The organism is Planotetraspora sp. A-T 1434 (assembly GCF_025420585.1).
Lineage (GTDB): Bacteria > Actinomycetota > Actinomycetes > Streptosporangiales > Streptosporangiaceae > JAOEGB01.
In genome coordinates, this window is sequence record NZ_JAOEGB010000021.1 from 19,400 (window position 1) to 41,713 (window position 22,314).

The 22,314-nt window shown below is 69.5% G+C and carries 17 protein-coding genes and 1 tRNA gene; 4 read left to right on the forward strand and 14 right to left on the reverse strand.

The window, feature by feature from the left end; all coding sequences use genetic code 11:
• Nucleotides 1-6: 6 nt before the first annotated feature.
• Together N5079_RS24815 and N5079_RS24820 are read right to left on the reverse strand one after the other, a co-directional pair.
• Nucleotides 7-3,252 carry a BTAD domain-containing putative transcriptional regulator gene (locus N5079_RS24815; RefSeq protein WP_261586442.1) on the reverse strand — a complete coding sequence of 1,082 codons (3,246 nt, stop codon included), beginning with the start codon at nucleotides 3,250-3,252 and terminating at the stop codon, nucleotides 7-9.
• 51 nt (nucleotides 3,253-3,303) lie between these two features.
• Nucleotides 3,304-4,479 carry a cytochrome P450 gene (locus N5079_RS24820; RefSeq protein ID WP_261586443.1) on the reverse strand — a complete coding sequence of 392 codons (1,176 nt, stop codon included), beginning with the start codon at nucleotides 4,477-4,479 and terminating at the stop codon, nucleotides 3,304-3,306.
• A gap of 325 nt (nucleotides 4,480-4,804) precedes the next feature.
• Here N5079_RS24820 and N5079_RS24825 point away from each other — a divergent pair, with 325 nt between their 5' ends.
• The 4 genes from N5079_RS24825 (at nucleotide 4,805) to N5079_RS24840 (ending at nucleotide 10,427) form a co-directional block, all read left to right on the forward strand.
• Complete coding sequence (locus N5079_RS24825) at nucleotides 4,805-6,181, forward strand: lipase family protein (RefSeq protein WP_261586444.1); 1,377 nt, start codon at nucleotides 4,805-4,807, stop codon at nucleotides 6,179-6,181.
• 215 nt (nucleotides 6,182-6,396) lie between these two features.
• Complete coding sequence (locus N5079_RS24830) at nucleotides 6,397-7,038, forward strand: DUF402 domain-containing protein (protein WP_261586445.1); 642 nt, start codon at nucleotides 6,397-6,399, stop codon at nucleotides 7,036-7,038.
• A gap of 134 nt (nucleotides 7,039-7,172) precedes the next feature.
• Nucleotides 7,173-8,255 (forward strand): GNAT family N-acetyltransferase, encoded by a 1,083-nt coding sequence (locus tag N5079_RS24835; RefSeq protein WP_261586446.1) that lies wholly within the window; start codon nucleotides 7,173-7,175, stop codon nucleotides 8,253-8,255.
• Between the two features lie 165 nt (nucleotides 8,256-8,420).
• The gene (locus N5079_RS24840) at nucleotides 8,421-10,427 is read left to right on the forward strand and encodes an NPCBM/NEW2 domain-containing protein (RefSeq protein WP_261586447.1); all 2,007 of its coding nucleotides are present in this window, start codon (nucleotides 8,421-8,423) and stop codon (nucleotides 10,425-10,427) included.
• A 183-nt stretch (nucleotides 10,428-10,610) separates the two neighbouring features.
• Here the strand turns inward: N5079_RS24840 and N5079_RS24845 are convergent, their stop codons facing one another.
• The 12 genes from N5079_RS24845 to N5079_RS24900 all read right to left on the reverse strand — a co-directional run bounded on the left by N5079_RS24845 (nucleotide 10,611) and on the right by N5079_RS24900 (nucleotide 22,181).
• Complete coding sequence (locus N5079_RS24845; RefSeq protein ID WP_261586448.1) at nucleotides 10,611-11,252, reverse strand: restriction endonuclease; 642 nt, start codon at nucleotides 11,250-11,252, stop codon at nucleotides 10,611-10,613.
• A 294-nt stretch (nucleotides 11,253-11,546) separates the two neighbouring features.
• A complete protein-coding gene (locus N5079_RS24850; RefSeq protein ID WP_261586450.1) occupies nucleotides 11,547-11,873 on the reverse strand; it encodes a GNAT family N-acetyltransferase in 327 nt (108 codons plus the stop codon).
• A 240-nt stretch (nucleotides 11,874-12,113) separates the two neighbouring features.
• Nucleotides 12,114-12,470 carry a hypothetical protein gene (locus tag N5079_RS24855; RefSeq protein WP_261586451.1) on the reverse strand — a complete coding sequence of 119 codons (357 nt, stop codon included), beginning with the start codon at nucleotides 12,468-12,470 and terminating at the stop codon, nucleotides 12,114-12,116.
• Nucleotides 12,467-13,114 carry a DUF4240 domain-containing protein gene (locus N5079_RS24860; RefSeq protein ID WP_261586453.1) on the reverse strand — a complete coding sequence of 216 codons (648 nt, stop codon included), beginning with the start codon at nucleotides 13,112-13,114 and terminating at the stop codon, nucleotides 12,467-12,469. The genes N5079_RS24855 and N5079_RS24860 overlap by 4 nt, the downstream gene beginning before the upstream one ends.
• Before the next feature lie 149 nt (nucleotides 13,115-13,263).
• Complete coding sequence (locus N5079_RS24865; RefSeq protein WP_261586455.1) at nucleotides 13,264-13,617, reverse strand: 2'-5' RNA ligase family protein; 354 nt, start codon at nucleotides 13,615-13,617, stop codon at nucleotides 13,264-13,266.
• 22 nt (nucleotides 13,618-13,639) lie between these two features.
• The gene (locus tag N5079_RS24870) at nucleotides 13,640-14,173 is read right to left on the reverse strand and encodes a DUF6461 domain-containing protein (RefSeq protein WP_261586457.1); all 534 of its coding nucleotides are present in this window, start codon (nucleotides 14,171-14,173) and stop codon (nucleotides 13,640-13,642) included.
• A 146-nt stretch (nucleotides 14,174-14,319) separates the two neighbouring features.
• Nucleotides 14,320-15,156: a hypothetical protein gene (locus N5079_RS24875; protein ID WP_261586458.1), complete on the reverse strand. Its 837-nt coding sequence runs from the start codon at nucleotides 15,154-15,156 to the stop codon at nucleotides 14,320-14,322.
• A 26-nt stretch (nucleotides 15,157-15,182) separates the two neighbouring features.
• Entirely contained in the window at nucleotides 15,183-16,913 is a 1,731-nt protein-coding gene (locus N5079_RS24880; protein ID WP_261586459.1) for an Hsp70 family protein, read from the reverse strand.
• Entirely contained in the window at nucleotides 16,910-18,286 is a 1,377-nt protein-coding gene (locus N5079_RS24885; RefSeq protein ID WP_261586460.1) for a hypothetical protein, read from the reverse strand. The genes N5079_RS24880 and N5079_RS24885 overlap by 4 nt, the downstream gene beginning before the upstream one ends.
• A gap of 21 nt (nucleotides 18,287-18,307) precedes the next feature.
• Nucleotides 18,308-18,592 (reverse strand): hypothetical protein, encoded by a 285-nt coding sequence (locus tag N5079_RS24890; protein ID WP_261586461.1) that lies wholly within the window; start codon nucleotides 18,590-18,592, stop codon nucleotides 18,308-18,310.
• A 310-nt stretch (nucleotides 18,593-18,902) separates the two neighbouring features.
• Nucleotides 18,903-21,587 (reverse strand): AAA family ATPase, encoded by a 2,685-nt coding sequence (locus tag N5079_RS24895; protein WP_261586462.1) that lies wholly within the window; start codon nucleotides 21,585-21,587, stop codon nucleotides 18,903-18,905.
• Nucleotides 21,588-22,107: 520 nt separating this feature from the next.
• A tRNA-Lys gene (locus N5079_RS24900) sits at nucleotides 22,108-22,181 on the reverse strand.
• Between the last annotated feature and the right edge of the window lie 133 nt (nucleotides 22,182-22,314).

Genomic DNA, 22,314 nt, shown 5'->3' on the forward strand with positions numbered 1-22,314 from the left:
GCGGACTCACCGGCCCTCACCGAACCCCGGACCTGCGGAGCCGAGATCGATGACAGCGCTGATGGGCGAGGCCAGGATGACGGCGTCCGGCACACCCGCGAGGCGGAGCGCGTCCTCCGGGGCCAGCCGCATCCCTTTCCGGTACGCCTCGCCGTACGGCGACTCGCCCAGGATCGCCTGGGCCGCGGCGGCCACCCGCGCCGCCTCGGGATCGCTGCCGGTGGCGACGCCCCGCAGGGCCGTGGCGGCCCCGAGGAGCTCGGCGGCCGACACGGCGTCGCCCTCCGCGAGCGCCACTCCCGCCAGGGCCTCGACCGCACGCGCGCTCCCCGGGAGCGGCCCCACGGTCACCACGACCTCGACGGCCTGCCGGTACCGGTCCCGCGCCTCGGCGAGGTCGCCGCTGGCCTCGGCCACCTTGCCGAGCCCGATGAGCGCGCCCGCCCGGTTTCCCACACTCTTGACCCAGTGCGGGTCGAAGCGCTCCAGCGCCTCCTCATACAGCCGTGCCGCCTCCGGCAGGTCGCCCTCCTGGCGAGCGATGTCGCCGAGACCGCGCAGCGCCGCCGCCAGGTAGGTGAGGCTTCCGGCGCGCCGGGCGATCTCGGCCGCCTTCTCGTAGTCGGCCCGCGCCCCGGCGAGATCGCCCCCGTCCACATCACCACCGCCCATATCAACACGGGCCGAGCCGCCGCGAGAGCGGTAGTCTCCCCGGTTGACGAGCAGGTCGGGGAGGTCCTCGACGGCGCCCAGCTCCTCGGTGAGGGTGAGCGCCTCGTCGATCAGGGTGATCGCCCTCGTGGCGTCGCCGCAGATGTCCGCCACCGTGGCCAGCGCGTCAAGGGCGAACGCCGTACCCCACCGGTCGCCGAGTGAGCGAAAGACGTCGGCCGCCATGGCGAACTGCCGCTCGGCCTGCGCGAAGTCACCCGCGGCGAACTGGGGGTATCCCCACGAGAGCTCAACGAGGGCCCTTTCCCAGGGATCGGGCCCGGCGCCCCCTCGGGTCATCACGGAGAGCGCCACGGACGGGTCGCCCTCCCCAGCGGTCAGCATCGGCCACAGCAGCGTGATGATGGGGTGGCGGTGCCCCCGGTCAGGTGCGACGACGAGCCGCTCGGCCACCTGCCGGCTCCGGTTCCACGCCTTCCGTCCGGCCGCGCTCGCCGCCGCGGTGAGCGCGCAGAAGACGTACTCCTCCCCCAGCCCCGGCGGCGGCTCGGTGCCGACCAGGTCGAGGAGCGCCACGGCCTGTCCCGTCGCCCAGGTGCGCAGGCCCCGGATCCAGAGGTACGACGACAGCGACGCCAGGAGTCTCAGCCCCAGCTCGGCCTCCCCGGCGTCGACGGCCCAGCGCAGCGCGGCCTGGAGGTTCTCGTGCTCGGCGGCGAGGATCTCCAGCCACTGGATCTGCTCGGAACGGCGCAGGCGTGGGCCGGCGTCCTCCGCGAGAGCGAGGAAGTGCTCCGCGTGCGCCCGCCGTACGGCGTCGGACTCGCCGGCGGCGTCGAGCTGCTCGGCGCAGTACGCGCGGATCGTCTCCAGCATGCGGAAACGCCCGTTGCCGACCTCGACGAGCGACTTGTCGGCGAGCGAATCGAGCACATCCTCGGCGCCGGGGACGGCGCACACGCGCTCCGCCGCCTCGGCCGTCGCGCCGCCGGAGAAGACGGTGAGACGCCGCGCCATCACCTGTTCGTCCTCGGACAGCAGGTCCCAGCTCCATGCCACGACCGCGCGCAACGTCTGGTGCCGTGCCTGTGCCGTACGGCTGCCGCGCGACAGCAGGCGAAACCGGTCGCCCAGGCGGGCGGCCAGCTCGGCGGCGTCGTGCGTGCGCATGCGCGCCGCCGCGAGCTCGATGGCCAGCGGCAGGCCGTCGAGAGCCCGGCAGACGTGCCGTACGGCGTCGGCGTTGGAGTCGTCCACGGCGAAGCCCGGCCGTACGGCGGCGGCCCGGTCGGCGAACAGCCGCGCCGCCGCGGAGGGGGACAGCGCGCGGACGGGCCACAGATTCTCGCCGGTGATGCCGAGCGGCTCCCGGCTCGTGGCCAGGACGCGGAGGTTGCGGCAGCCGGCGAGCAGCCGTTCGGCGAGCGCCGCGGCGGCCTCGACGACGTGCTCGCAGTTGTCGAGGACGAGCAGCAGCGGGCGGTCGGCCAGCGCCGCGACCAGCCGGGAGGCGGGCGTCGTCTCGCCCGGCAACGCGAGGAGGCCGCCCTCCCGCAGGCCGAGCGCGCCCAGCACGGCCTGCGCCACCTCCGGCCCCCCTCCGCGCCTGGGCAGGTCGCGCAGCGGCGCCAGCTCGACGAAGCACACGTCGGGCTCCCGGCCGGCCACCTCGATCGACAGCCGGGTCTTCCCCGCGCCACCGGGGCCGAGCAGCGTCACGAGCCGGGTCGTCGCCAGCAGCTCCCCGACCCGGGCGAGGTCGTCCGCACGGCCGACGAAGCTGGTGAGCTGCGCCGGAAGCGACGGCGGCTCGAACAACCGGTCGCCCCGCAACAACGCCTGGTGGATCTCGGCCAGCTCGGCGGAGGGGTCGGCGCCGAGCTCGTCGGCCAGGAGCCGCCTGGTCTCCTCGAACACCACGAGGGCCTCGGCCTGCCTGCCGTCGGCCTGGAGGGCCCGCATGAGTAGCCCGCGCAGCCGTTCCCGCAGCGGATGGCGGCCGGCCAGCTCCTGGAGCTCCGGAACGACGGCCCGGTGCTCCCCGAGCTGGAGATCCGCCTCGATCCGGTCCTCGAGCGCGGCCAGCCTGTGCTCCTCCAGGCGTACGATCTCGGCCTGGATCGAGTCGCCCTCGCCGGGGCCCGCCGCCCTGGAGCCCTGGCCGGCGTCGGCGAGCGCGGGTCCCCGCCACAGGGCGAGCGCCTCGCGGAGCAGGGCGGCGGCCTCTCCCGGCCTGCCGTTCCGAAGGGCGTGCCGTCCCGCGTCGGCGAGCCGCTCGAAGCGATGGGCGTCGACGTCGCCGGGATCGACCGCGAGCCGATATCCGCCGGGAGCGAGCTCGATCGGCGCGTGGTGCCTCAACGCCTGGCGGAGCCTGGACACCTGCGACTGCAGGGCGTGCGCGGCTCCGCTCGTGGCCTGCTCGCCGTACAGGTCGTGGACGAGGCGGTCGGCGGTGACCACCTCGCCCGGGCGGACGAGCAGCAGAGCCAGCAGCGCGCGCCGGGTCGCACCGCCGATGGGCGCCTCGCTCCCGTCGTCATGCCATGCCCGGGTTGTGCCGAGGATCCCGAATCGCATGGTGGTGATTCTGTCGGATGGCCCGGCCACGCCGGGACGGCCGCAGGGGCACTACCAGGTGACGGGGAGCTCGGCGAACCCGCCGGTGAGCCGGTCGGAGCGCGGCTTGAGCTGCTCGTACGGCACAGCCAGGCGCAGCGTGGGGAAGCGCTGGAACAGCGAGGAGAACACGGCCCCCAGCTCCACCCGGGCGAGGCTCGCCCCGAGGCAGTAATGCATCGCGTAGCCGAATCCGACGTGCGGCTCGGCGTTCTCCCGGGCGATGTCGAAATGCTCGGCGTCGGGATAGACGCGCTCGTCCCGGTTGGCCGCGATCGTGGCCAGCATCAGGACCTCGCCGGCCTTGATGGTCACTCCGCCGATCTCGACGTCCTCATGCGCGTACCGGATGATTCCATGCTCGCTGGGGGCGGCCACCCGCAGGATCTCCTCCACGGCGGTGGAGACGAGAGAGGGGTCGCGGAGAAGCGCGTCCCGCTGCTCGGGGTTGCGCAGGAACAGCAGCACGCCCTGGTCGATCTGGTTGACGGTCGTCTCGTGCCCGGCGAACAGCAGTCCCGCGGCGATCCGGGCGACGTCCTCCTCGGGCAGGTCGGCCGCCGCCAGGTCGGAGTACACGTCCTCGCCCGGCCGCTCGCGCTTGGCCTGAACGATGGCGTAGGAATACGCGCGCAACTCCGCCTGCGCGGCGGCGGAACGCTCCCCATCGTCCAGGTCGGCCATGTCGTCGGCCATCGCCCGGAACCTCTCCCGATCCTCGTACGGCACGCCGAGCAGCTCGCAGATCACCTGCATGGGCAGCGGCACGGAGAACCGCTCGTGCAGGTCGGCCGGCGGCCCCTGCTCGGCCAGGCCATCCAGCAGGTCGTCGATCAGAAGCCGGACCCGGTCCGAGAGGCTGCGCATGCGGCGCGCCGAGAAGGCGGGGGTGAGCAGCCGCCGCATCCGCTGGTGGACTTCCCGCTCGGTCTCATAGTCGCCGATCGGGCCGCCCAGCAGCGCGCTGTTCGACAGCCGGGGAGCCGACTCGGGGGTGGGGTGCGACCGGCCGAACCGCGCGTCCGCGAACACCTGTCTGATCTCGTCGTACCCCGTGACCAGCCATGCCTCGTCCCCCGTCCGGGTCAGAACCTTGGCGATGGGCTCCTCGGCACGCAGCTCGCCGAACTCCGGCGAGATCTCCAGCAGGTCGTTCCGGTCGAACGGCAACTGCCTGAGTTCCGTCATGTCAGGATTCCTTTCAGAAAGCCCCCCGACTGACGGTCTCACCGGAAATTGTGCGCGGCAAGCCTCCCTGTCCGCTTCAGGACGTGACGTCCTCAGGAGTTCTCAGTGCTGACCTCGTCGCGGTTGCCGCGGTGAGGCGAACCTCAACCCGGCTGCGAGCCGGTCTGGTGGGCGCCCGCCGAGGCTGGATCCGACGATTTCCCGGTCCCATGGAGAGCCATCTAATGGACAGCTATCTATGAGCGCGTGGGATTTCCCCCATAATCCGCCGGGGATCTGACGACCGGGCGTTTCCGGCCCCCATCCCGTCCGGAAGGTGAATGTCGTGGCAGAGACCGCCAGGCGCACCCCCCGTCAGACCGACAAAGCGGACCAGGGCACGAGGACGACCCCGAGCGCGATGGAGTCGGCGACCAGGGACGCCGCCGCGCGGGACCAGGGCATGCGAGCCCAGGCCACGCGCGAGACTGGCACGAGGGCCATGCCGCGGGCCGGGAAGGCGCCGCTCATGGGAGAGGTTCCCGTCTTGGAATGGGAGCGGAGACTGCGCGACGTGATGGCGGCCGGCGGCCTCTGGACCCGGGACACGCGCGCTCCCAGCTACGAGGAACTCCGGCCTTACGGCCATCGCGAGACCTCCGGGTTCCCCGTCTACAAGGACCTGGAAGAGCGGCTTCTGCGCGCCGAGGACCATCCGGACCCGGTGATCGCCCACGTCCTGGCGACGTGCGCCGGATACGCCTATTCGGGAGCCGAGACGCTTTCGATGATCATGGCGAGGATGGGCCTGGCGGACAACAACTGCCGCGTGATCGCGTCAACCGTCGACGCGATGCTCATCTGCTCCACGTCGTTCGTGATTCAGAGCAACAGCGGGCGGGTCGCCATCCTCTGCTACAGAGGAACCGAGCCCATGAATTTCGTCAACTGGCTGACCGACATCGACCTCGAACCGGAGCGGATGGGCTACCAGTTCGGAGATCCGTGCGCCACCGTGCACGCGGGTTTCTACCGCAATGTACGGACCACCCGCTACGAGGTCATGAACGCTCTCAGGGACGCCTGTAACCGGCGATCCGTGCGCGTCCCACTGCCGAACGGGCTTTACGGCGCCGAGTTCCCCGGCATGCAGAACAATCTCGAAGCGCTGTACATCACCGGCCACAGTCTGGGCGGAGCCATGGCCGCGATGATGGGCGTGATGATGCGGCACGAGCGCAAGTACCGGGAGGAGTTCGCCGACCGGCTCAAGGCGGTGTACACGTTCGGCCAGCCCATGATCGGCGATCCCAGTTTCGCGGAGGCGTGCCAGAGGGACGACTTCCTGCGGGAGAAGACGATTCGATACGTCCACGACAGCGACATCGTCCCGAGCCTTCCCCCGACAACGTCCGGCCGGTTCAAGCATTTCGGCCGGGAATTCCAGTATCAGGTGCCCCATGTCCGGAACGGCCTGATGGACCTGCTCGGCCTACTCGGGTGCACCTACAACCCCAGAAAGGGCCACTGGGTGGCGAAGAAGTCTCCGACTCCGCAGATGCCCGGCGTTCTCGGCATCGCCCTGGGCGCGATGTCCTTCATATCCCGCAAATTCCAGGCGACTCGCTCGCTCCCGGTCATGTACTCCTTCGAAGACCACTTTCCGCACCATTACATTTCGGCTCTGACCCCTTACGGCGTGGCCAACGAGTTCGGCGACTAGCGCGGCGTCAGCCGTCCCCAGAGACCGGACGTCATGGCCCCATGACGCTGGACGAGACTACCGCTACCAACGGATGGGATTCCGCCAGCAGGTAGAGCGCCAGCAGGTAGAGCGCGGCCACGAAAGCACTGTGGCGAGAAGTTCCAGATAGCCCAGCACCAGTCCGGCGACGGCGGCTCGGGAGCGTCGTCGCCCCTGCTGCCATGATCGAACCCATGGATCTCCAACCGGGACAGGTCGTGCGCTGGAACCTGTACATCGGCGGCCATCTGAGCACGGCGACTCCCTTACGAGTGGTGGAGCACACGCCCGACGGTCTGCTCCTTTGGCTCGCGACCGGGTCACCCGTGTGGCGGGTCGATCTGCCGGGTGGAGTGCACCTGCGCGACCTGCCACCGCACGACCGGCCGGCCGGCGGCCATCCCGTCAAGACCGACCGCTGGAGCCTGGGCGACGCGCTCATCTACCAACCCACCGGCGCGTCCCACGCGGTGTTCTGGTTCTACGCCGCCGACCTCGGCTTCCGCGGCTGGTACGTCAACCTGGAACGCCGGACCCGGCGTGGTGAAGACATCGACGTGGAGGACCTCGAACTCGACGTCACCGTGGCGCCGGACCGCAGTTGGCAGTGGAAGGACGAGCGCTCCTTCGCCGAGAAGACCGGCCATCCCGCCTACTGGAGCGCCGAGGAGGCGCATGCCATCCGTGCCGAAGGCCGCCACGTCGCCGGTCTGGCCGAGGCGGGGGCCTTCCCCTTCGACGGTACGTGGTGCGACTTCGTGCCGCCGGCCTCGTGGGCCGTCCCGCCACTGCCTCCCGAGCCGGTATCCACCCTCCTCGCACCGGCCTGGCGGTAGCCGTACGGTGCGGGTCGCCGAGGGAGCGGGCGATATCGGACTGGCGGTCGGGGCGGACAGATGACACCGTGAGACCGTGTCCGGCGGGACCCCGGCTAAGTAAGGACTCAGGCGGATACGCCACGGAGGATCGGGTGGGATTCGAGACGTACGCGCGCCGTGTGCGGAATCGGGACCTCCCATACGGTCACCGGCACGGCGCGCTGCGCAGCGCCGTGCACCTGTACAAACCGCTCGGCTTCACCGCCACCTGGGATTACCTCGCGGCCAAGGCGGGGCGGGTCCGCGCCGATGAGAACGCGCTGCTCCGGGCCCTCGACGTGCTGGAGATCAGCCGCGCCGCCTGGCATGCCGAGAAGGCGGCGTTCGCGGCCCGCCGTACGGCCGAGAAGAAGCAGGGGTACGGCGTGCGCCAGGACGAGGTCCGCTACCGGAACGGGTTCCGCTGGCCCGGCCCCGACGCCCATGAAGCGATGTACGCCACGGTCGAGGCACTGTGGGCCGACCACGCTCCGCTGTCTCGTCCGGCGCCGGAGGTCTCGCGATTTCCGGAGATCCCGGGGCTCGAACCGGTCGTTCCGGCACCGCCTCCGGGTCTGGTCGTGCTCGACGCCTCGACGGCCGACTGCGTCCGGGCCTACCTGCGCGGCGACGGCCGCCTGGACCGGCGTAACAGCGAGGGCATCCGCCGGTGCGCCGCGGCCCTGCGCAAGGTGCACGTCCAGGGGGACCATCAGGCGTTTCAGCACTTCCGCCGACTGTCCACGCTGGTGGAACTGATCCTCCACGGCGCGCTGCCGCTCATCCGGCGGGGATGGATCGGCGACGCCGCCGCGATCCGCCAGGTGTTCCTCGACGCGTCGGCCGGCAAGCCGTACCTGCGGGAGGTGGATCCCGACGTCGGGATCCCGGACTGGATCCAGGGCTTTCTCGACTGTGGCCGCTTCCACGAGATCTGGGTCGCCGAACTCCATGGCCGGGTCGTCGGCTTCACCATGCTGACGTTCGACCAGCTCGGCTATTTCTACGTCAGCCCGGAGGCGCAGAACCGCGGGATCGGAACCGACCTGCTGGCCCACGCCAAGCGACGCCGGCCCGGCAGGCTCATCCTCCACACGCCGGAGGCCAACAGCAGCGCCCGCCGCTTCTACGTACGGCACGGCTTCGCCGCGATCGGCGTGGAGGACGCCGAGGTCACGTACTCCTGGCCCCGCTGACCGCAGCTGCCAGCGCAGCGCCCGGCCGGGCGACCGCCGTGTCCTGACACGGGACTTTACGCGTGACTCTTGCTTTACCCGACCGTGTGCTGTTACAAACAATATCGATCGCGATCAAACAGAAGACCCCACGGAGTTCCACCACAACGCACATCGAGAAGGCTCATGCGTCGAACCATCGCGGCTCTTACCACGGCGTTTCTCGTCAGTTTTGGGCTCACCGCGGTCGCGGCCCCCGCCCACGCACTCGATGACGGCCTCGCCCTGACTCCTCCGATGGGCTTCAACAACTGGAACAGCACCCACTGCCGGGCCGAGTTCAACGAGGCGATGGTCAAGGGCATCGCCGACATCTTCGTCTCGAAGGGCCTCAAGGACGCCGGCTACCAGTACGTCAACCTCGACGACTGCTGGGCCCTCCCCCAGCGCGACGCGGACGGCAACCTCGTGCCCGACCCGAAGCGATTCCCGAACGGCATCAAGGCCCTCGCCGACTACGTGCACGACAAGGGCCTCAAGCTCGGCATCTACACGAGCGCGGGCACCAAGACCTGTAACACGGCCGGCTTCCCCGGCGGCCTCGGCCACGAGGAGCAGGACGCGAACCTGTTCGCGTCCTGGGGCATCGACTACCTGAAATACGACAACTGCAACAATCAGGGCGTCGACGCCGTCCAGCGCTACACCAAGATGCGTGACGCGCTGAAGGCCACGGGCCGGCCGATCGTGTTCAGCATCTGCGAGTGGGGCCAGAACAAGCCGTGGCTCTGGGGCAAGGACGTCGGTCACCTCTGGCGCACGACCGGCGACATCAACGACACCTGGTCACGGACCCTGTCGATCATCAAGGCCAACCTGCCGCTCGCGCAGTACGCGGGCCCGGGACACTGGAACGACCCGGACATGCTCGAAGTCGGCAACGGCGGCATGACGGACACCGAGTACCGCACGCACTTCGGCATGTGGGCCATCATGGCGGCGCCGCTGCTCATCGGGTCCGACCTGCGCAAGGCCACTCCGGCGACGTACGAGATCCTCGAGAACCGCGAGGTCATCGCGATCGACCAGGACCCGCTGGGGGTTCAGGGCGCGGTGCTCAAGTCGACGGGCGGCGCCTGGGTCGTCGTCAAACCGCTGGAGAACGGCGACAAGGCCGTGGCGCTGTTCAACGAGACCGACAAGCCGCAGCGCATCGCGACGTCGGGCACCGAGATCGGGCTCGACCGCGGTGACGTGCCCGCCTATCGCCTGCGGGACGTGTGGGCGCACACCGACACGCACGCCGAGGACGTCATCTCGGCCGCCGTGCCTCCCCACGGCACGGTCCTGCTCCGGGTGAGCGTCGATCACAAGTGGAACAGCTACCCGCCGGCTCTAGGCCTCGACGTGCAGGTGCCTTCCACCTATCCGGGCGGCCCCGTGCTGGCCGAGCCGGGGAAGCCGTTCACCGTCACCGCCTCGGCCACGGACAACGGCCACACCCCCGCCCAGCGCGTGGAGTTGCAGGTCCAGGGACCGGAGGGATGGGACGTCACCGCCACCTCGCCGACCACGATAAAGAACCTGCCACCAGGAGCCTCGACCTCCGCCACCTGGCAGGTGACGCCGCCCGCGACGCTGGCCCAAGGGCAGTACACCCTCGGGCTGACCGCCCGTTACACCAGCAGCGGCGGAAGGGCCTCGGCGTCGGCGTCGTCCTTCGCGGTGTTCCTTGTGCCACCCCCGCCACCGACCGCCGGCGGATACCTGAGCGACCTGCCATGGCTGTCGATGGTCAACGGCTGGGGACCCGTCGAGCATGACCGGAGCAACGGTGAGAAGGGGGCGACCGACGGCCACACGATCACCATCAACGGCGCGAAGTACGCCAAGGGGCTCGGGGCCCACGCGCCCAGCACCATCGAGTACTACCTCGGCGGCCACTGCACCACCGTCACGACGGATGTGGGGCTGGACGACGAGAAGGGCTCGAAGGGAACCGTCAGCTTCGAAATCTGGGCCAACGGCGACAAGGTCGCGGACTCGGGGGTCATGACGAACGCCATGCCCGCCAAGACCCTCACCGCCGACGTGTCCGGCGCCACCCTGCTCCGGCTCGTCGTCACGGACGGTGGTGACGGGAACGACAGCGACCACGCCGACTGGGCCGGCACCACGATCACGTGCGCCTGAACACGGGCGCCATGGTCATGCCCGCCCGAGTGTAGGAACGCCCGCCCGAACGTAGGAACCCGGTGCCCCGGACTCACTTCCGGGGCACCTCGGTTCGTTCAGAGCGCGCCATCGTCGGCGTCCGCGCGCGCCACCCACCCGAGCACCACCCACCCGAGCACCACCCACCCAGCACCAGAGGCCTCACGCCGGGCCGAGGTCGTTCTCCGGCGGGAGGCGGGAGCCCCTGTGGGTGGCGTAACCGCGCCGGAGCCGATCGAGGAAGGCCGGCCGGGAGCGCTTGGCCGGCGTGAGCGAGTAGACACCCATCATCCAGTCGCCGAGCCGATCCCGGTCCACGACGATAAACCCGGCCTCCCTGGCCGCGTGACCGGCCTGGCCACTGAGAACGTGGGAGGTGACCAGGACACCTCGATGGCCTCGGTAGGCCGGGGCCTGGAGAGCGCCGATGAAGTCGCGGACCTGCCCGGGGCCGACCTGGCGTGTGTAGAGCTTGCACTGGATCGCGTACGGCGTGCCGCCCGGGGCGATCCCGATGACGTCGACGCCCCGGTCGCTCCGCCCCCCGACGACCCGGACCCTCGTGAACCCGTCGTTGCGCAGCAGCTCGGCGGTCAGGTGCTCGAACTGTCCGGGAGTCAACCGGTCGATGCCGGCACGCCGGAGAGCTTCGGCCCGGTAGTCGTCGCCGAGGCGGCGGATCAGCAAGGCGGCGATCACCAGCAGCCCGGCGAGCGCGGTGGCGCCAATCAGCAGCAGTGGCCAGCTCGACGCGAGGATGTCCCCCGCCTTGGGCGCCAGGACGAAGAGGAGAATGATCCCCACGACCGCGAGCGGCCAGGTGCTCTGAGATCTTCGCCGCCGGGTTCGTTTCCGTACCGGTGATCTACGCCTCGCCATCGTGAGACCTCCAGGCTCGAAGAAGAAGCGCTTCGATGGCGAGTGTGAACGCCCCCTCCGACAAACAATCTTGAGGCCGCTTTCCGCTGGGGCCCGGTGGAGAGATCGTCCCGCGAGGGGCAACATCGCACCCGTAGCGAACTCGGGCGATGCTCACGCGAGGCGCGACACACCGCACCCGGCGCGAACCTGGCTCCTCCTACTTGCCCCTGGCTCCCCCTACTTGTCCTCCAGGTCGAAGGAACGCCGGCGGGTCGGGGGCACGAGGTCGAGGTATTCCGGGTGCCTGCGGATCCAGTCGCGGATGAACGGGCAGAAGGGCAGCACGTCGAGCCCCCGGTGGCGGGCGGAGTCGAGCGCGGCCCTGGCCAGGATGCCGCCCAGTCCCCGGCCGGCGTACTCGTCGTCGATCTCCGTATGGATGAACAGGATCGCCCTCGGGCGGAAGGCGTATTCGGCGAACCCGGCAAGGTGCCCGTCGACCGTGATCTCGAAGCGGTGCAACTCCGTGTTGTCGGTGACATGGATCTCAGGTGCGCTCGTCATTGCGATGGGCCTTCCAGGTTGTGCCGTCCCGCTCTCGGTGGACAACGGCGAACGTGTGCGACCCACCAAAGGCAGAGGAGCAAGGTCTTGCGGTGCGTCCACTGTTTGCGGATGCGTCAGCAATATAACCGGTCGGGTTCCTGCCTGCCGCAACGGAGGCTCACGGGTGCAGACGCCAGGCCGCACCGGTCCGCGCGATCTCGTGGACGCCTGCTGCCCGAACGCCTGCTGCCCAAACGCCTACTGCCCAAAGGAGAAACGCAGTTGCGCGTTGATCAGAAAGTTGAGCCGATGTCGCAGGTGGTTGAGCACCTGCGACTGCGGCGGCTCATCCGGCGTTAGCAGCGTCCAGCGCAGGGAGCACCCAGCGTCGGCGGACCGGATGTCGAACCGGATCCGGTCCTCGGCCCGTGCCGGCCACAGCGACGACCAGACCACGAGCCCCGGCTCGACCGCCTCGAGAATCCGCGGCTCCATCTCATCGGGGAGCAGGTCAAGCCATTGCCTGCCACCTGGCCGCCGAGGGTTGGCGAGAGATTCCCAGACGATCCGCGGGGGCGGCGGCTGCGTCCGCTCCCGGGCACCCAATTCGATCACTTTTCCACGATAGGCGTGGGACTGGCCAGCTGCTGATTCGGAAACAACCGGCTCAGCCGCGGCAGGCGACCAGCGCGCTCGGCCTGGCCTCCAGGCAGGCCGTCGTCGGGGGGCTCCGGGTTGACCGCCAGATCGATCCCTCGCCTCCACAGGGCATTCGCCAGCCCGTCCTCCTCGCCGGTGACCCGCTCGTAGGCGCGCTCGGCGACGTAGTCGAGCACCTCCCACTGCGGCTCCTCCCATTCGTCGTCTTCGCCGTCGAGTTGACGCAGCACGGCCGGGACGTCAGCCAGGAGGTCGGGCTCGGCGGTGACCCGTTCGAAGGTCTCGCGCCCGAGGCTGATGAGCCAGGACTGGAAGTACCAGAAGACGTCCTCCGAGCACCAGCCGTCGGCGATGAGGTAGGCGGCGCCCCACATCGGCCAGGTGTCGGCCGCCTTCTTGACCTCGGCCCGCCGGATCTGAAAGCCGATGATCTCCTCGGGAGAACGCCTGGACAGCGCCTCGGTCAGCCATTCGGCCCGCTCATCCAGGGCAGCCCGCAGATCCGGACCGCCCCGCTCATCCAGGCCGGCGTGCTCATTCCGGCCGGCCACCTGCCGCGCCGACCCGTCGATCAGCGCCCAGAATTCATCAGCATCCACGACATGGGAGTCTCGCAAACCCCACTGACAATCTCTGCCTGAGGCGCGGTCGTCTCATGACCTTCCCGGTTCCGTACGGCAGAGCAGGCGGAAGCGCCGGCGACTGCGGTGCGCGGGTCGCGATCCAGGCAAGCCGAGCCTTTCCGGGCTCAGGTCGAAGCGGCTCGGCGGCATGCTCGTGCTCCTCCGGCAAGCCGGTGGTGGTCGTCTTGTCGCCACGAAGGATTGCGGCGACCAGCGTGTCCCACAAAGGGGAACCGTCCGCACCGTCTGAACCGCACGTCGAACGGCGACTGCGCGGCGAACAGTTCACGCAACTCCCCAAGCGTCCCCTGATCGAGGCGGTCAGAGGGGAGAAAGGAATAGAGCACGGTGACGTGCGCCGGCACACCGTACGCGGCCGAGCTGTCGTAGCGCTCGCGCCACCGCCCCGCGACCGGCTCGGCGGCGAGCACAGGCATCGCCAGTGCCGTCTCACCCGTCCGGTACGGCGTGCTGGTCACGATGGTCCTCACTATCGAAGTATCAGTAATGCTCCAGTACGCCGCGGACGGCGGAATCGGTGTCCGCGAAGTCGTCGACGTTGAGGCCGGTGAGACGACTCGCCAGCACGAGCGCCCGGTGCACCCCTGTGTCGGGGGCGTCCTTGTCCTCCTCAGTGAGCAGGCCCAGCTCGCGCATCTCGGGCAGGAACCCATCGGGCTCGCTTCCACCTCGGCTGAAAGAGGGGAACTGCGGGTCGAAGCCGAGGATCTCCACTCCGTCCACCCAGTGGGTGAAGGTCTGGTCGTGGTTGACGTTCCGGAACACGCTGGCCGTCACCGTGCCCACCGACAGCGCCCGCTGCACCTCGTCCAGGGTGCCCGCGAAGCCGTTCTCCTCCACCAGGAGCGTGCCGCCCTCAACCCGCTGGGCGGTGATCAGGCCCTCGTCGTCGTCATCGTCCTCCTCGTACGGCTCCGCGCCGATGCGCCGCAGCGCCTCCTCCGGCGTCAAGCCGCGCACGAAGGTGAAGCAGTATCCCAGGTGGCTGCCGTCGAACCAGTCGTACGTCTCCATCGTGATCTCCTGACAGGTCGGAAGTGATCGCATCCTGCCAGAACCGACCGACAGATCTGTCCGGGTGAGGACACGGTGCCAACCGGGCGCCCGGGCATCCCGTCTCCCCTCGGCCCCGTGTGTCTCGCTCTTCCGGGTCAGCACGCCTAGGCGGCGACGGTGAAGACCTGCTGAGGGACGATCTGCTTGCCGTCTCCCACGAGGTAGGAGGGGGTGACGACGAACGCCACCCGGACGTCTGCGGCGGTCTCCCCGAGTTCGGAGCCGACGAATGGGCGCTGTCGTTCCGGGTCGTACCGGTCGTCCGGGCAGGAGAACTCCCACCGCTGGTCGCGGCCGAGTCGTTCCGCCTCGGCTCGCAACCGTCCGGCGGCCGCGCACAGTTCGTCGAGGGTCTCTCGGTCCGCGACAAGTTTGTGGGCGGCCAGCACCTGTCCGAGCCGCGCCGGGACCGCCGCCTCGGAGCCGAACAGGCTCTGGCAGACCTCCGCGATGACCTCGGCCTGGCCGCGCGCGTCGAAGGGCTTGCCGCCCGTCCGTTCGAGGTAGACCAGCGGCTGGACGTGCCTGACCAGGTAGTCCGCATAGGCGGCGCCGAGATCGAGATGGCCGTGCTCGTCCTCGGTAACCTTGCCCGGATGGATGACCGAAGCAAGGTCTCCAGCGATGTTGGTGAACCGCCGGTCGAGGCCGGTGAACCGATCCTCGAGCGACTGAAGCTCGGCGACCTGCTTTTGCAGGTTGTCGACCTGCCCCCGCAGCCGGCTGGCGGTCGTCACCGCCTCGGACAGCTCGGCCCGCTGCCGGGCGACCAGGCTCCGCAGGTCGGCGTTCTGCTGTTTGAGCTCGGACACCGACGTGGTCAGACCGGCCAGCGCCACCCTGACATCATGGACGGACGCCGTGACGCCCGACGCCCACTCGCTGAGCTCGACCAGTTCGGACTTGCGGCCCGGAATGCTGATGCGTACCGCGTCGACCAATTTCTCCACCAATCTGCGAGGGCCAATCACCATGTCGGCTTCCATTTGATTTCCGCATGGTTGTTCTCTCCCGAGTCCAGGTTCTTTGCCTCGACCCGCACCCGCGACTCGCCGAAGAACATCTTGACCTCGACGGCCCGTTTGTCCCGGGGCAAGTGCATGGACTTCTCCAGGCTGATCTCGATTGAGGCCACCTGGTCGACTCCCGCCTGCGTGGTGTACTCCGGATCGGCGGCGCGGGTGGAGAAGACGTCAATCTGGAGGCCCGTCTGCGCCTCGTAGACCGGAACGTAGGTGCTGCGCTCGAAGGAGTCCGTGTCGACCGGATCCCCGTTGGCTACGAAGACATCGAACCGATCGGCGCACAGAACCTGGCCGTCCTCGTCTTCGAACCGCTTGGCCTTCGGGTCGACGCCCTTGCGGAACAACTTCGCCGTGCCGACCCCGTAGGTCAGCGGCGCCCGGCGCGCTCGGATCACGGACGGGTCGTAAGCGAAATGGGTGGCACCCGCCAGCACCGCCAGCGACGGGCGCTGCGGGATATGCAGCGCGACGCCCTCCGAGGCCAGATACTCGGTCAGCCGCTCTCTGAGGTACGGGGACTCGGCGAACCCGCCCACCAGGATGGCCACCTCGCTCCCGCTCGTCCCGGCGGCGGTCCGCATGCGGGCCAGCTGCTGGCGGGTCTCCTCGACGACCGTGGACACCACCCGCTCGAAGACATCCCTGGCCTCCTGCGCCGGGATGATGATCGCCGTTCCGACCGTCCCCTGTCGTTCCGCGAACCGCGCGGACGCCTCGGCGTCCTTGGCTACCAGTGCGTACATCTCGGCGGTCAGCGGCAGGGTGAGGTTCTTGGCATAAGTGGTCGTCACCGTCCGCTTGAGCCCCTCCCACGACTTGACGAGCTGGTAGAGGACGTGCGGGTGCTTCTTGGAGATCTTCTCGATGAAGCCCACTCCGAACCGGTCGCACAGCACTTCGGTGACGAAGAACCGGTTGAGGTACTCAGATCCGGCCTTGTTGCCGTTGGCGGCGGCGAGCTGGCTCAGCTTGCGGCCCGGCTCCACCCGGTAGGAGGTGATGTCGATGGTGCCACCGCCGGCGTCCACGACCATGAAAACCTGGCCCGGACGCTGCAACGCCTCCTCACCTTTGACGATGCAGTACAGCGCTGCCGCCTCGGGTTCCGGCGACAACAGCAGCCGCTCCCGGTCGTCGGGGAGACCGGCCTGGACGGCGGCGGCGTACATGAGGTCGGTCGTGTAGTCGTCCCAGATCGCCGGGACGGTGATGCACCAGCGGATGTCGTCCTCGGTGTAGATTCCGCCGCGCTTGATGTGATCAATAGCCTTCTCGTAGACCTGCCTGAGGCACAGGCGGATCAGGTTCTGCACGTCGTCGACCTGATCGGACAGCACGCCGTCGCCCTCGCCGACCTTGACTTCCTTCTTCTTGCTCATGTTGGCCTGCAGGGCCATCTTGTAGCCGGAGAAGTACCGGCGGCCCTGCACAGGGCCTTCGCTGTACCAGAGGGCTTCGGCCGCGTAACCCCACTCCAGCAACTTCCCGTCTCGGTCAAGGACGAGGGCCGACAGATTCTTGGCGTAGACGACCTGCTGGGAGCCCCAGTCCTCGAAGTAGAAGATCTCTCGCTGAGTCATCTCCCGGTTGGTCTCGTTGACGACCGCCCAGGCGAAGCCCGTCCCGTGCGTGCCGAAGTCGATCGCCGCGACCACGCGATGGTTGCCGCTCATCGTGCCTCCCCCCAGCCCAGCCGGTACAGGACGGCCTGCCGTCGCAGTTCTTCCAATGTCATGTGGAACATCCGTCGGGTCTCCTCGTCGGTGCCGTCCTCGACCAGGGCGATGAGGCGGCTCAGCAGATCGGCGAGTTCGGGGTCGTGCGCTCCGCCCGCCAGGGCCGACCCCAGGGCGGGGAGACCCGCTCTGACGAGGTCCACGGCACGGGCCGTGTGGCCGCCCTCAGCGAGTACAACGGCCTGAGTCAACCGGGAGCGGTCTTCGGTGACGAGGCCGCGCTCGGCGCAGATTTCGTAGAGGGCGGCGCTGTTGGCCGCCAGGACGCTGCGCTCGGCGTCGTACTGGTCGGGCAGCATGGTGTGCAGTTTCGGCGGGCGGCCGCTCTTCAGGATGTGGAACCATTCGGCGTAGGCGCCCGTGGTGAGCGTCACCAGGCCGGAGACGTGGTCTTCGAAGGCGAGCCGTTCGACTGTGGTGGCCGGGCGGCCCTCCTCGACACCGGGCAGCATCATCGGCGGGAAGTCCACGTCGACGACCCGGGTGCCGCTGGTGTCGCCGAGGTTCCAGGCGGTCATCGACACCCAGGCGCGGGCGCCCGCCTGCACCTGGCCCTGGACCAGCACCACCGGCAGGTCGTGCAGGAGCATCCTGATGGTCTGGATGTCGGTGTCGGTCCAGATGAGGGGCCGGTTGACCAGTCCGCCGAAGATCTCGACATCCTGCGCCCAAGCCGCTGTTCTCAACGCCTGGCGGATGCCCAGGTCGGCCTTGACGACCGCGCCGGGTTCCGCGTCGTGGAAGGGAGCGATGATCACTGCGGGCACGCTGCCGCCGCCCGTCCTCTCTTCCACCCGCTCGCGGATCTTCTCCAACGGCTCCGCGAAGGGGCTGTTGGCCTGCTCCAGTGTGCGGCGCTGCAGTTCCCGCTGGGTCTCCAACTGCAGCCTCGCCTGGACGATCGCGAGATGCTCGGACCTTTCGAGAGCGAGCTCGGCCTCCTCAACGCGGAGCTTGGACAGGTACGCGTCGCGCTCCAGCGCCCGGCCGTATGCGATCGTCGCCTCCTCCGCACGGTCGGCGGCCAGTTGCCGGTCGCGTTCGAGGGTCCGTTCATGGGCGAGGGCGGCGTCGCGCTCCCTTTGCGCCGTCGCCTCGCGCTCCCGCCGGAGCGACCGCTCGTAGTTCTCGCGGTCGCGGGAGAGGAGGTTCTCGTGGGACCGCTGGATCTGCTCGTTCTTGACCTTGGCCAGGTAGTCCTGCTGCTCGCGCCACGAGCCGTCGCGCTTGCCCTTGTACCAGTTCATCACGTGGCCGGCGGCCTGGCTGAGGGCGTAGACGCCCAGCAGGCTGGCGGTGATCGGTTCCACGTCAGCTTCTCCCGAGTGGCATCAGGGGGCTATCCCGGAGCCGCCGCAGTACCAGCAGGGTTCCTCGGTCTGCGAGGAGATCCACACAGTGCGGCCCCCGTGGCAGTGGACGCACTGGCCCGCGCCGAACTTCAGGTCGTGCTGCGCGGGATCGGGGTGGATGTACGGGTCGTGCGACCCGTGAGGGTCTGTGCCGTCCGAGGCGCCGGGGTCGAGGTGGTCGGACGGGTCGAGGGCGTCCGGGACGTCCGGGACGTCCGGCAGGTCGTGGCCGGAGAAGCCGCTGAAGTCAGGCAGGTCCACCATCTTCGCCTCTATAAATCTCTCATCGCAGAAAGGGCAGACGTCGTGACTCGACCCGTAGATGCAGTGCAGGCAGATCGGCCTTCCGCAGCAGACGGCCGTTCCGCCAGGCATGGGGTCGGCCCCGCAGCCGGCGCACGGGCCGGTCGTCCGGACCGGCACGGCGGCGAGCCAGCGCACCCGCGAGAGCTCCCATGGCATCGCCGTTCAGAGGACTGCGGGAATCGGATTCGCCATACCAGGAGCGTGATCCGGCGGAAGGCGACTGACATCAGTGAAGGCACCCCGAAGAATGGGGAAAGGCACCCTGAAGTCAGTCGCGGTCGCCGAAGAGGCGGCGCAGATCGTCCCGGGACACGTCGAGGATCCGATAGACCGCACTGAGCTGGGTTTCGACAGTCTTGACGCTGATCTTCAGCCTGTCGGCGATCTGCTGATTGGTGAGCCCACGTGCGGCGGCGACCGCCACCCTGTGCTGGCCCCGGGTGAGAGCCGCCTTCGGCGGCTCGGCGGAGAGGCCGAGCGCGGTGAGCAGGTCGGTCGCGCGGTCGTGGAAGGCGCGGGCGCCCATCCGGTCCAGCGCGGTCAGAGCCTCGACCATCGTGATCTCGGCGCGGGTCTTGTGGCCCGCCGCCGCGAGTGCCTCCCCGAGCAGGACGCGGATCCGAGCGGCCTCAAGGGGCAATCCAACCTTCACCGCCAGCGCGAGGGCGTCCCGGCCGTGGACGAGGGCGGCCCCGTGGTCGCCTTCGGCGAGGGCCAGCCTTGCTCGGACCCGGCCGATGCCCATGCGGTGGGAGTCGCGTTCCGACGGGAACCGCTGCTCAAAGAGGTCCAGGGCGTCGCGGGCTTCGGCGAGGCGGCCCAGCCCCGTCAGGGCGTCGGCGCGGGCGGGGCCCAGCAGATAGGTGCCGGGTTCCAGCGGATCGAAGAGCTCCTCTACCTGCTCGGCGGCGCGGAGCAGGCGCTCATCGTCGCCGCGGGCCTGGGCGATCAGGGCATCGGCCACCGCCGCCGACACCAGGCCCGCCCGGCTGCCGACCAGCGGCGCCCACTCCCGTGCGGTCGCCGCGTGGGCCTCGGCCTCCTGCCACAGCGCCATCGCGGCGTGTGGGTAGCAGGCCAGGCCGTTGAGCAGCGCGTAGTCCCACACCCGCTGGTTGGCCTCGGCGTCCCCGACCGCCAGGCGGGCGCATTGCACCGACTCGGTCAGCTCGCCCCGACGGTACAGGACCTCTCCGAGGAAAGCCATTGCCTGGCCGACCCGCAACGGCTCGCCGAGCAGGGCCCGGTCGACGGCCTCGCGCAGATCGCGGTCGGCGCCCGGGAGATCGTCCGTCCAGAGCCTGACCATTCCCCGGGCCACCAGTCGGTCGAGCCCGGCTGTCAGGCCGGTGTCGGGCCGGGCGAGGATCTCCAGCGCCTCCGCGGAGCGCCCGGCCAAGGCGAGGCCGACGGTCTGCGCGAATTCGGCGAAGGCCGCGACCCTTGGGCTACGAGTTCCGGCCGATCGCGCGACCGACCCGTATTTGATCATGGACTGGTAGGCCAGGGTGACGATTCCCACTATCGCGAGCTGGGTCGCGATCCTCGCCTCCAGGTCCTGGGGCGCGCCCTTGGGGCTCGGCTGCCCGGCCTGGACCTTGGCGAGGGCATCCGCGAACAACTCGGCGGCCTCCTCGACGCGGCCTGAGAGCAGGGCCTGGTAGCCGGCCACGTAGTTCCACCAGGGGCTGCCGTCGCCGCCGGCCTCGACGGGAAACTCGCTCGCGCCGATGACATCCCCCGCGACCAGCAGGGCCTCGACGGTAGTGAGCAACCGCGGAACCCGGTCGGGACCCGGTGGGGTGAGGTCGAGAGCCGTACGGGCGGCCTGTGCGCCCGCCGAGACCAGGCCGCGCTCCAGTAACTGTCCAGCCACCCGGTCCAGGTCGGCGGCAAGGTCGGCGTCCGGCCCGTCGGCCGCCCGGACCCGATGCCGCAGAGCCTCCGGGCCGTCGGTGAGGCGAGCGGCGGCGCGGTGGAGGGAAGAGCGGGCGACGACGCTGAGCCGGTCGTAGACGGTCGTGCGAACGGATGGGTGGAGGAAGGCGACCTCGCGTCCGGCGGTGCCGGGCGCCTCCTGGATCAGCAGGGCCCCGGCCGCCTCGTCGAGAGCGGCCCCGGTCGAGTCGAGCCCGGCAAGCTCCCTCGCCCTGGCCAGTGGGAAGGGGTCGCCCAGCACGGCCCCGGCGTCGAGCAGCGCCCGCGTCCGCTCGCCGCACCGGTCGTATGCCGCCGCGATCGACGAGGCCAGGCTGCGGTGCGCCGGAAGGGCCCCGTCACCGTTGACGATCACGTGCATCGGCACCTGGTCGAGGACAGCCCGCGCGTGCAGCGGATTGCCCAACGTGTGTTCGAAGAGCCGGGCCGCGCCGGTCGGCGAGAGCCCCGGGCGCCCGACAGCCGTCGCGAGCCGCATGAGCTCACCCGGTGAAAGGCCGCCCAGACTGAGTGACCGGCTGTTGTCCATCTCCAGGATGTGCCGCCACCCGTCATCGAACTGATGGCCGTCATTGTGCACAATGATCATTAGCACGGGAATGCCGAACATGTGTTGCGCGGCGAACCTGAGCGCCTGCCCTGATTTGGGGTCCACCCATTGGACGTCGTCCACGAAAAGAACGATTTCGCCGGCCGTTTTGAGATCGGCCAGCACCATCTGCCCGACGTACCACGGCTCCGCCTCTGGACTGGGGCCGCCCTCCGCAACCACCCGCGCCAGCTCTGACCCGGGCAGCCCCTTGGCGAGCTGCCGCAGTGTGCCCCACGGCACGCTCATCCCCTCGGGGGTTGCCACCGTCCTGGCGATGTCCGCCCCGGTCCGCCGCACGAACTCCGCGACCAGTGCCGTCTTCCCCACGGCTGTCGCGCCCACGATCCCCGCGACCTGCGCACGCCGCCCGCGGACCGCACCCCACACCTCCTCCAGCACCGCTAACTCAGCCTCCCGCCCCACAAAAGGCTGCAGAATACCTTTGTCCAAGAATGGCCTCCCGGGACCGATGCCCATTGCCATCCCAGCACATTTCGCCCGCCTCTGTCCCACCTCCCCGAAGAACATCCCGCGGCCCTGGCGCCTTCGGAAAGTCCCATCCCGACGGCCCTGTCGGCCCATCCCAGAAGGAAGCAGATTAATCCCTTAAAGGGCAGCCCAAAATGCAAGAACCGACGGCTTGCTCCGAAACAGCGAAGGGCTTGGCAGACTCGCTCAGCCGACTCGTCCCCCTCCGATGCGGGACACAAAGAGTCGCGCCCCCCGAATCTGACGACGCCCACTGGCCGCCGCGGGCGCCTGAGGCCGTCGTGTGACACCGCAATGGAGCATCCGCTGCGCGGAACATCCTCCATGGCGGGTTGGCGGGACTGGCGGCGTTCCAGCGCACAGGGACGGAACACGAGTCGCCGACCGGGGGCCTGAACGCGACCAGCGCACCCACGGAACCGTGGAACCGTGGATGCGCTGGTCGGATGCGGTGTGCGCCGCCAGGGACTCGAACCCCGGACCCGCTGATTAAGAGTCAGCTGCTCTAACCAACTGAGCTAGCGGCGCGCGACCCCCATAAGGGTAGCGGCACTCGGAGGCGCCCGGAGCCACCGGCGGGAGCAGTGTCGAAGGGTGACCTGACCCCGCGGCCACCCGGGCCTAACCCCTCGTCGATGTTTCAGGCTTTCGGCTCGGGTAG